This window comes from Streptomyces spinoverrucosus (assembly GCF_006539505.1).
Lineage (GTDB): Bacteria > Actinomycetota > Actinomycetes > Streptomycetales > Streptomycetaceae > Streptomyces > Streptomyces spinoverrucosus.
The window spans coordinates 128,101-137,419 of the sequence record NZ_BJND01000032.1; the positions used below are offsets into that span (position 1 = coordinate 128,101).

The 9,319-nt window shown below is 70.3% G+C and carries 9 protein-coding genes and 1 pseudogene; 4 read left to right on the forward strand and 6 right to left on the reverse strand.

Features of this window, described 5'->3' with window-relative positions; translation table 11 throughout:
* Positions 1-122 precede the first annotated feature (122 nt).
* Together SSP24_RS22425 and SSP24_RS22430 are read right to left on the reverse strand one after the other, a co-directional pair.
* Positions 123-482, reverse strand: a pseudogene (locus SSP24_RS22425) (VOC family protein).
* Positions 482-1,327: a trans-aconitate 2-methyltransferase gene (locus tag SSP24_RS22430; RefSeq protein ID WP_373306756.1), complete on the reverse strand. Its 846-nt coding sequence runs from the start codon at positions 1,325-1,327 to the stop codon at positions 482-484. The pseudogene SSP24_RS22425 and the gene SSP24_RS22430 overlap by 1 nt, the downstream one beginning before the upstream one ends.
* Positions 1,328-1,354: 27 nt before the next feature.
* Between SSP24_RS22430 and tamR the strand changes: the two genes are divergently transcribed.
* On the forward strand, positions 1,355-1,852 hold the full coding sequence (gene tamR / locus SSP24_RS22435; RefSeq protein ID WP_141311478.1) for a MarR family transcriptional regulator TamR: 498 nt from the start codon (positions 1,355-1,357) through the stop codon (positions 1,850-1,852).
* A gap of 367 nt (positions 1,853-2,219) precedes the next feature.
* On the opposite strand, the gene SSP24_RS22440 is transcribed toward tamR, so the two are convergent.
* The gene (locus tag SSP24_RS22440) at positions 2,220-2,993 is read right to left on the reverse strand and encodes a LuxR C-terminal-related transcriptional regulator (protein ID WP_167529657.1); all 774 of its coding nucleotides are present in this window, start codon (positions 2,991-2,993) and stop codon (positions 2,220-2,222) included.
* A 297-nt stretch (positions 2,994-3,290) separates the two neighbouring features.
* Between SSP24_RS22440 and SSP24_RS22445 the strand changes: the two genes are divergently transcribed.
* Complete coding sequence (locus SSP24_RS22445) at positions 3,291-3,752, forward strand: GNAT family N-acetyltransferase (RefSeq protein ID WP_174864687.1); 462 nt, start codon at positions 3,291-3,293, stop codon at positions 3,750-3,752.
* A gap of 12 nt (positions 3,753-3,764) precedes the next feature.
* On the opposite strand, the gene galK is transcribed toward SSP24_RS22445, so the two are convergent.
* From galK to galT, 3 genes are read right to left on the reverse strand one after another with little or no spacing between them, the layout of a single operon-like run.
* Positions 3,765-4,937, reverse strand: a complete 1,173-nt coding sequence (gene galK, locus SSP24_RS22450; protein WP_141311481.1) for a galactokinase — start codon at positions 4,935-4,937, stop codon at positions 3,765-3,767.
* Between the two features lie 27 nt (positions 4,938-4,964).
* Positions 4,965-5,927: a UDP-glucose 4-epimerase GalE gene (gene galE, locus SSP24_RS22455; RefSeq protein ID WP_141311482.1), complete on the reverse strand. Its 963-nt coding sequence runs from the start codon at positions 5,925-5,927 to the stop codon at positions 4,965-4,967.
* The gene (gene galT / locus SSP24_RS22460; RefSeq protein ID WP_141311483.1) at positions 5,924-6,985 is read right to left on the reverse strand and encodes a galactose-1-phosphate uridylyltransferase; all 1,062 of its coding nucleotides are present in this window, start codon (positions 6,983-6,985) and stop codon (positions 5,924-5,926) included. Before galT ends, galE begins: the two co-directional genes overlap by 4 nt.
* 177 nt (positions 6,986-7,162) lie before the next feature.
* Here galT and SSP24_RS22465 point away from each other — a divergent pair, with 177 nt between their 5' ends.
* The gene (locus SSP24_RS22465; RefSeq protein WP_141311484.1) at positions 7,163-8,842 is read left to right on the forward strand and encodes a sodium:solute symporter family protein; all 1,680 of its coding nucleotides are present in this window, start codon (positions 7,163-7,165) and stop codon (positions 8,840-8,842) included.
* 21 nt (positions 8,843-8,863) lie between these two features.
* On the forward strand, positions 8,864-9,184 hold the full coding sequence (locus SSP24_RS22470) for a hypothetical protein (protein WP_141311485.1): 321 nt from the start codon (positions 8,864-8,866) through the stop codon (positions 9,182-9,184).
* Positions 9,185-9,319 lie beyond the last annotated feature (135 nt).

Genomic DNA, 9,319 nt, shown 5'->3' on the forward strand with positions numbered 1-9,319 from the left:
GTTCGTCGTGCGGTCCGTCGTGGTTCGTCGTGCGGTCCGTCGTGGCTGGTCGCGCAGTTCCCCGCGCCCCTTTTACCGGCGCTGCCGAACCGGCGATCCGGCGGCGCGCGGGCGGGTGCCGTTCAGTTCGGCTCCAGGAACTCCAGGCGGTTGCCGACCGGGTCCGTGGAGTAGAAGCGGCGGTGGCCCGGGAGGTGGTCGTCCCAGGTGACGGTGGCGCCGTGGGCGGTGAGCCGGGCGGCGTACGACGCGATGTCCGTGACCCGCAGGCCCGGGTGGGCCTTGCGGGCGGGGCGGAAGTCGGGCTCGATGCCGAGGTGCAGCTGCGCCGCCCCCGCCTGGAACCATCAGCCGCCGCGTGCCGCGAGTGCCGGTGGCTTGGGGATCTCGATCGTGCCGAGGACGTCCGCGTAGTAGGCGCGCAGCCGGTCCTCGCAGCCGGGTGGGGCGGCGAGCTGGACGTGGTCCACGGCGGTGATCATCACGCCTCCTTGCGGGCGATCGCGAAGATGCGGCGGAAGGGGAACGGTGTGCCGTGCCGGGTCGGTGGATAGGCCTCGCGGAGGGTGGTGCGGTACTCGTCCTCGAAGGCTCGCGCGGCGTCGGGGTCGTCGGCGAGGGCGGTGAGGATCGGGCGCAGTCCGGTGCCCTTCACCCAGTCGAGGACCGGGTCCTCGCCGGTGAGGAGGTGGATGTACGTGGTCTCCCACACGTCGGCCGCGCAGCCGAGGTCGGTGAGGCGTTCGAGGTAGGCCTCGGGGGTGAGGACGGCGTCGGCGTGCCGGAGGGTGCCGGACAGGCGGTCCCGCCAGCGCGGGGATGCGGCCAGTTCGCGCATCAGGCGGTGGCTGGGGGCGTCGAAGTTGCCGGGGACCTGGAAGGCGAAGGTGCCGCCGGGGACGAGCCCGGCGATCCAGTCGGCGAAACGGTCCGCGTGATCGGGGATCCACTGGAGCGTGGCGTTGCTGAAGATCAGGTCGTACGGCTCACTGGGCGCCCACGTGCGCAGGTCGGCGTGGGCGAAGTCGAGGCGGCCGGCGTCCGCGTGCTCGGCGCGGGCCCGGTGCAGCATCTCGGGTGAGTTGTCGTAGCCGGTGATGTTGGCGGTGGGCCAGCGGGCGGCGAGCAGTGCGGTGAGGTTGCCGGGGCCGCAGCCGAGGTCGGCGATACGGGGCGGGTCGGTGGGCAGGTCGGGGACCTGGGCCAGGAGGTCGGTGAAGGGGCGGGCACGGTGTCCGGCGTGCCGCAGGTACTGGGCGGGGTCCCAGGTGGGGTCGGCCATGCCTTCAGCTTGGCAAGCAAGTATCTCGACGTCAAGAGACTTCATGTCGACACAACCACTACACTGATCGCCATGGAGGACGAGGTCGATCGGCTGGTCGCAGCGTGGCGCCGGGAGCGCCCGGACCTCGACGTGGAGCCGCTGGAGGTTCTGAGCCGGGTGAGTCGGCTGGCCCGGCACCTGGACCGCGCGCGTCGGCTGGCCTTCTCCGAGCACAATCTGGAGCCGTGGGAGTTCGACGTCCTGACGGCGCTGCGGCGTGCGGGGACGCCGTATCAGCTCTCGCCCGGACAGTTGCTGACCCAGACCCTGGTCACGTCGGGCACGATGACGAACCGTATCGACCGGCTGGCGAAGAAGGGTCTGGTGGAGCGGCTGCCCGATCCCAGCGACCGGCGCGGGGTACTGGTGCGGCTCACGGATGAGGGTCGGGACCGTGCGGACCAGGCGCTGGCGGGGCTGCTGGACCAGGAACGGGCGATTCTCGCGGAGCTCTCGCGCGCTCAGCGCGTTGAACTGGCGGCGTTGTTGCGTCAGTTGACGGCGCCGTTCGACAACATCCCCGGGTAGGTGCGCTGCGGGCTCGGCCGTTGTCGTCTGCGGGCGGGTGGGGGCTGGTCGCGCAGTTCCCCGCGCCCCTATGGCGCGCTGCACCGCCGAACCCGATCAGGCGACCCGCCGACAGCACCACCGGCTCGGCCGTCCGTCGGCCGCGGGCCGGTGGGGGCTGGTCGCGCAGTTCCCCGCGCCCCTTTAGGGCGTTGCTCGACCGAAGCCCATCAGGCGACCCGCCGACAGCACCACGGGCTCGGGCGTCCGTCGGCCGCGGGCCGGTGGGGGCTGGTCGCGCAGTTCCCCGCGCCCCTTTGGGGCGTTGCCCGGCCGAAGGCGATCAGGTGACCCGCGTTGCTTCAGGGCGCTGCGCCGCCGCAGCCGGTCAGGCGCTGTTGCTTTGTTCTGGGGTGAGGCGGGCCGTGGGGCCCAGGTCGGCTGGGCCCACGCCGGCCCGGCGGGCCAGTGCGACGGCGGCGAGGGTGGAGTGGACGCCCAGTTTGCCGAGGACGTTCTGCATGTGGGTGCGTACCGTGTGCGGGGAGAGGTACAGGCGTTCGGCGACGGCCTTGCGGCCCAGGCCCGCGACCATGCACCGCAGGACCTCCCGCTCGCGCGGGGTGAGGGACTCCACCAGCCGTTCGCTCTCGGTGCGATGCCGGCGCGCGGCCGTCAGTTCGCGCAGCACGCCGGTGAGCAGGGCGGGCGGCAGATGCGTCTCGTCGCGCAGCACGCCCCGGATGACGGTGAGCAGCCTCGACAGCGAACAGTCCTTGGCGACCCAGCCGCTCGCCCCGGCCTGCAGGGCCAGCGCGGCACGCCGGGGATCGTCCTTCTCGGCGAGCACGACGACCCGCACCCCGGGCTGCGCGGAACGGACCCCGGCGACCAGGGAGATGCCGTCCACGACTCCGTCCACGCCGCCTTCCTGCACGGGCGCCGCGGGTCGTATCCCGGGGACGTTGCCCCCCAGGTCGGCGTCGACGAGCAGTACGTCGAACCGGCGGCCCTCACCGGCCGCGCGCTCCAGGCTGCGCAGCGCGGCGGGACCGCTGCCGGCCGCGGAGACATCGACGTCGGGCTCGGCGGCGAGCGCCGCGGCGAGGGACTCGGCGAAGATACGGTGGTCGTCGACGACCAGGACTCGGATGCGAACCACGAAACCCCCTTCCCCGCGCTCTCCAAGAGCAGGGGACACCCATCGACGGGAGCCGGTGACCAGTGCGGGTACGACACCCGAAGCAGTCCTGGGTTGTTGTTTCTGCCGTTCCCCAGGACGGGGTCGCCGCAGCCGCACGGCCGCCGCCGTGCAGAGACTGCTACCCCCACTTCGGGCGTCGTACCCGACTTGTCTCGCCCCCTGAACAGCACCGGCCCCCACCGGTGCTGTTCATCAGAGTACGGGCGGGCGGCAGGAGCGGAAGGTAATTTGCAGAACTGGTTGTCCGGCGCGTTTATGGTGAGCCGCATGTTTCGTATTGAGACAGAAGTCGACAGGACCCGGCGCGATCTTCTTCGTTCCCGGCTCCGTGACACCAATACGGCAGCCTCCCCCGTGCTGCGCGCCCTGCGCGGCACCCACGCCGAACGCCAAGCCCCCCTGCACATCTGGGCGTTGGACGCCACGGACGACCTGGCGGGCGGCCTGGTCGGGCACACCTGGACGACCTGGCTGCATGTGACGTACCTCTGGGTCGGCGAACGCCACCGCGGCACGGGCCTGGGCTCCCACCTGCTGGCCGAGGCGGAACGCATCGCCCGCGCGGAGCGCGGCTGCACCGCCGCCCGCCTGGAGACCTGGGACTTCCAGGCCCCCGGCTTCTACCAGCGGCGGGGGTACGAGGTGGTCTGCACGATCCCCGACTACCCGCCCGGCATCACGGAGTTCACGCTGACCAAGCGCCTCCGTACCAACTGACCGCGGCCGGCCCTACCGCACCCGCCGCGCCCCCGCCGAAGGCACCGCCTCGAACACCCGGGGCGCCGTGAAGCCCGCGGCCGCGAACGCCTCCTGAACCGCCTTGGTGATGGTGTCGACGTCCGTCACCTCCGCCAGCACGATCGCCGATCCGCCGAAGCCGCCGCCCGTCATCCGGGCGCCCAGGGCCCCGGCCGACAGGGCGGTGTCGACGACCAGGTCCAGCTCCGTGCAGGAGATTCGGAAGTCGTCGCGCAGGGAGGCGTGGCCCTCGGTGAGGACCGGGCCGATCGCCCGCGTCCCGCCCGACTCCAGCAGCGAGACGACGCGTTCGACGCGCTCGTCCTCCGTGACCACGTGCCTGACCAGCCTGCGGACCTCCTCGTCGTCGCCGAGGCGCTCCAGAGCCGCGTCCAGCTCGGCGTACGGGATGTCGCGCAGGGCGTCGACGCCCAGCAGGGCCGCGCCCTTCTCGCAGCCGGCCCGCCGCTTGCCGTACTCGCCGGTGCTGTGCTCGTGCTTGACCTGGGTGTCGACGACCAGCAGCCGCAGCCCCTCGGCCGCGAGGTCGAAGGGGATCTGGCGCTGGGAGAGGTCGCGGGTGTCGAGGAACAGGGCGTGTCCGGCGGTGCAGCAGGCGGACGCGGTCTGGTCCATGATGCCGACCGGGGCGCCGACGTAGACGTTCTCCGCGCGCTGGCACAGGCGGGCCAGCTGCCAGCCCTTCAGGCCGAGGTCGTGGAGATCGTTCAGGGCGAGAGCGATCACCACCTCCAGCGCCGCCGAGGACGACAGGCCGGCGCCCGCCGGGACGGTGGAGGCGAGGTGGATGTCCGCGCCGCTCACCTCGTGGCCCGCCGCGCGCAGCGCCCAGACCACGCCCGCCGGGTACGCCGTCCAGTTCTTGTCCGACTCCGGCTCCAGGGCGTCCACGCGCAGCTCGACCACGCCGCCCGCGTCGCCTTCGATGTCCGCCGAGTGCAGCCGCAGCACGCCGTCGTCCCGGCGGGAGACCGCCGCGACCGCGGTGTGCGGCAGCGCGAACGGCATCACGAAGCCGTCGTTGTAGTCGGTGTGCTCACCGATGAGGTTGACCCGTCCCGGCGCGGCCCACACGCCCTGCGGATCGGCCCCGTACAGCTCCTTGAACCGCTCGGCGACAGCCTCTGCGACAGCCTCGCTCATGCCCTGCCCCTGACCCTTTCCTAGCTTCTACTTGCCGCGCCGCTGCGCGAAGTCCCAGGCGTCGGCGACGATCCCGGCGAGGTCCGCGCGGGACGGGTTCCAGCCGAGCCGCTCGCGCGCCGTCCGCGCCGACGCCACCAGCACCGCCGGGTCGCCGCCCCGGCGCGGGGCGACCACCTCGGGGATCGGGTGGCCGGTGACCTGCCGGACCGTCTCGATGACCTCGCGGACGGAGAAACCGTTGCCGTTGCCGAGGTTGCAGATCAGGTGCTCGCCCGGGACGGCGGCCTCGACGGCCAGCAGGTGCGCCTCCGCGAGGTCCGCGACGTGGATGTAGTCGCGGATGCAGGTGCCGTCGGGCGTCGGGTAGTCGTCGCCGTAGACGGAGATCGCGTCGCGCCTGCCCTGGGCAACCTGCAGGACCAGCGGGATCAGGTGCGACTCGGGGTCGTGCCGCTCGCCGAACTCACCGTAGGCGCCGGCGACGTTGAAGTAGCGCAGCGAGACTGCGCCCAGCCCGTGCGCCTTCGCCTCGCCCGTGATCATGTGGTCGACGGCGAGCTTGGAGGCACCGTAGGGGTTGGTCGGCGCGGTGGGCGCGGACTCGACGATCGGCACCTGCTCCGGCTCACCGTAGGTGGCGGCCGTAGAAGAAAAGACCAGCTTGCGCACGCCGGCCGCCCGCATGGCGGCGAGCAGGGCCATCGTGCCGCCGACGTTGTTGTCCCAGTACTTCTCCGGCCGTACGACGGACTCGCCGACCTGGGAGGAGGCGGCGAAGTGGAGCACCGCGTCGAACGAGGAGTCCAGCCACTTGGCGGCGTCGCGGATGTCGCCCTCGATGAAGGAAGCACCGGAGGGCACGCCCTGACGGAATCCGGTGGACAGGTTGTCGAGTACGACGACCTCGTGACCGGCCTCCAGCAGATGCTGGGCGACCACGCTGCCCACGTATCCCGCACCACCCGTGACCAGGTACTTCCCGCTCATGAACTAGCTACCTCTCGCAATCGCTCGGCCGCGCGCTCCGGCGGCACGTCGTTGATGAACACGCTCATGCCGGATTCGGAACCCGCGAGGAACTTCAGCTTGCCGGAAGTACGGCGGATGGTGAAAAGCTCCAGGTGGAGCGCGAAGTCGTCACGGCTGACGCCCTCGAACTCCTCCAGCTGGCCGAACGGCGCCTGGTGCCAGGCGGCGATGTACGGCGTCGGAGGCTCACCCTCGCCGAAGATACGGTCGAAGCGCCTCAAGAGTTCCAGATAGACCTGGGCGAACTCCGACCGGGCCCCCTCGTCGAGCGCGAGCAGGTCGGGCACCCGGCGACGCGGGTACAGGTGGACCTCGTACGGCCAGTGCGCGGCGTACGGCACGAAGGCCACCCAGTGTTCACCCTCAAGGACGACCCGCTCGTCGGCGAGCTCGCGCTCCAGGACGGCGTCGAAGAGGTTCTCCCCGCCCGTGGCGTCCTTGTGGGCCGCGAGGGACCGCAGCATCAGGGCGGTGCGCGGGGTGGTGAAGGGGTAGGCGTAGATCTGCCCGTGCGGGTGGCCCAGGGTCACACCGATCTCCCGGCCCCGATTCTCGAAACAGAAGACCTGCTCGACGGAGGGCAGATGGGACAGCTCCGAGGTACGGTCGGTCCACGCGTCCAGGACCAGCCGCGCCTGCTCCTCGCTCAGATCCGCGAAGGACGCGGTGTGGTCGGAGGTGAAGCAGACGACCTCACAGCGCCCGGAGTCACCGGCCAGCGAGGGAAAGCGGTTCTCGAAGACGACCACGTCGTACGACGAGTCGGGGATCTCACTGAGCCGCTCGCCCTGCGACGGGCACAGGGGGCACTCGTCGGCCGGCGGGTGGTAGGTCCGGCCCTGGCGATGCGAGGCGATCGCGACCGCGTCGCCCAGCAGCTCGTCGTGGCGGATCTCGGAGGTCGTCACGGTCCGCTCCAGCGGACGGCGGTCGACCGCGTCGCGCACGGCGTCGTCACGCAGGTCGTAGTAGATCAGCTCACGACCGTCCGCCAGACGGGTCGAGGTCTTCTTCACCGCGGACTCCTCATTCGAGCCACCCAATCATTCAACAGAACTCAACACACCAAAACACAACTCACCACGACAGTCAACATCACAATCAATCAAAGCTCGACAACGGAAGTGTTCAATTAGCGAACGCCCAGGCGTAGGTTCCGATCCGCACAAGTTCACGCAACGAAGCGAGTGCGTATGCAAACCCCCACATATCTGGCCGCCGAGCTACGGCTCCCCACCAACTGGCTCGACTACACGATCCTCGGCATCTACTTCGTCGTCGTCCTCGGTGTCGGCTTCGCCGCCCGCGCCTCGGTGAAGACCAGCCTCGACTTCTTCCTCTCCGGGCGCTCCCTGCCCGCCTGGATCACCGGCCTGGCGTTCATCGCGGCCAACCTCGGCGCAACCGAGATCCTCGGCATGGCCGCCAACAGCGCCCAGTACGGCGTCTACACCACCCACTGGTACTGGGTCGGCGCCATCCCGGCCATGGTCTTCCTCGGCCTGGTGATGATGCCGTTCTACTACGGCAGCAAGGTCCGCTCGGTCCCCGAGTTCCTGCTCCTGCGCTTCGACAAGTCGGCGCACCTGCTCAGCTCGATCCTGTTCGCCTTCGCCGCCGTCCTCATCGCGGGCGTCAACCTCTACGCCCTCGCCATCGTCGTCGAGGCACTGCTGGGCTGGCCGCAGTGGGTGGCGATCGTCGTGGCGGGCTTCTTCGTCCTCGCCTACATCACCCTCGGCGGCCTGTCCTCGGCGATCTACAACGAGGTACTCCAGTTCTTCGTCATCCTCGCCGCACTCATCCCGCTCTCGATCCTGGCCCTGAAGAAGGTCGGCGGCTGGGACGGCCTGTCCGACACCCTCACCGCCAGCCGGGGCGATGACTTCATGACGGCCTGGGGCGGCACTGGCATCGGCGACGCCAACCCGCTCGGCGCGAACTGGCTCACGATCGTCCTCGGCCTGGGCTTCGTCCTCTCCTTCGGCTACTGGACCACGAACTTCGCCGAGGTCCAGCGCGCCCTGTCCGCCAGGAACCTCTCCGCCGCCCAGCGCACCCCGCTGATCGCCGCGTTCCCGAAGATCTTCATCGTCTTCCTGGTGATGATCCCCGGCCTGGTCGCCGCCGCGCTGATCCCCCGGTTCGGCACGCCGGAGTCGGGCTACCAGTACAACGACGCGATCCCGTACCTGATGCAGGACCTGCTCCCCAACGGTGTCCTCGGCATCGCGGTGACCGGTCTGCTGGCGGCCTTCATGGCGGGCATGGCGGCCAACGTGTCTTCTTTCAACACGGTGTTCACCAACGACATCTGGGCGAGGTACGTGGTCCGGGGCCGGGACGACGGCTACTACGTCCGCTTCGGCCGCATCATCACGGCGGTCGGCGTCCTGGCCTCCATCGGCACGGCGTTCCTGGCGTCGGCCTTCTCGAACATCATGGCGTACCTCCAGACGCTGTTCTCCTTCTTCAACGTCCCGATGTTCGTCGTCTTCATCATCGGCATGTTCTGGAAGCGCGCATCGATGAAGTCCGGCTTCTGGGGCCTCCTCGCCGGCACCACGGCCGCGATGGTCAACTACTTCGTCATCTACCGGGAGGGCATCGTCGACATCCCCTCCGACCAGGGCGCCAACTTCGTCTCCGCGATCGCGGGCTTCGTGGCCGGCGCGGTCGTCATGGTCGCCGTTTCCCTCTTCACCGCCCCCAAGCCCACGGCCGACCTCCAGGGCCTCGTCTACGGCACCCGCTCCCCCGGCATGGCGGAGCCGCCCGCGGTGGGCGACGAGGCGTGGTACCGCAAGCCGGCGCTGCTCGGCTGGGGCGCGGTGATCCTGGCTGCCGCCTGCTACATCCCGTTCTCGTTCTGACCGCGGGAGGATTGAGAGACCATGTCAGAGCACCACGAGTACTCCGAGCGTGACGTCGTGCGGGAGGTCACGGAACTGGAGACCAAGTCCGCGACGGCCGCCCGTCTCTTCGACATCCGGCGCATCATCGGTGGCCTGTTCGTCGTCTACGGCATCATCGTCACGATCGTGGGCCTCACGGACGACCAGGCGGCGATCGACAAGGCCGAGGGCGTCAACATCAACCTCTGGACCGGCCTGGGCATGCTCCTCCTGGGCCTCTTCTTCCTGACCTGGCTAAAACTCCGCCCCACGGCTCCGCCGCCCCCGCCGATCGCCCCGGAGGACACGCACCAGGAGTAAATCCACACCCGGCGTCGCGGCTGGGGCAGGGCGTCACGCAACCCGGCGCAACGGGGTGCCGCTGCGCCCACCCGTGCCGCCCCAGCGGCACGACTGCCCGCAGCCACGCGCGCTGCGGCGGAGCCAGGGGACGTT

Bases quoted from the DNA above. Each gene is read 5' to 3' on its own strand.
- galE (WP_141311482.1), bottom strand. From the start codon at position 5,927: ATGAGCGGGAAGTACCTGGTCACGGGTGGTGCGGGATACGTGGGCAGC.
- SSP24_RS22470 (WP_141311485.1), top strand. From the start codon at position 8,864: ATGTCAGAGCACCACGAGTACTCCGAGCGTGACGTCGTGCGGGAGGTC.
- galK (WP_141311481.1), bottom strand. From the start codon at position 4,937: ATGAGCGAGGCTGTCGCAGAGGCTGTCGCCGAGCGGTTCAAGGAGCTG.
- SSP24_RS22465 (WP_141311484.1), top strand. From the start codon at position 7,163: ATGCAAACCCCCACATATCTGGCCGCCGAGCTACGGCTCCCCACCAAC.
- SSP24_RS22430 (WP_373306756.1), bottom strand. From the start codon at position 1,327: ATGAAGTCTCTTGACGTCGAGATACTTGCTTGCCAAGCTGAAGGCATG.
- tamR (WP_141311478.1), top strand. From the start codon at position 1,355: ATGGAGGACGAGGTCGATCGGCTGGTCGCAGCGTGGCGCCGGGAGCGC.
- SSP24_RS22445 (WP_174864687.1), top strand. From the start codon at position 3,291: ATGGTGAGCCGCATGTTTCGTATTGAGACAGAAGTCGACAGGACCCGG.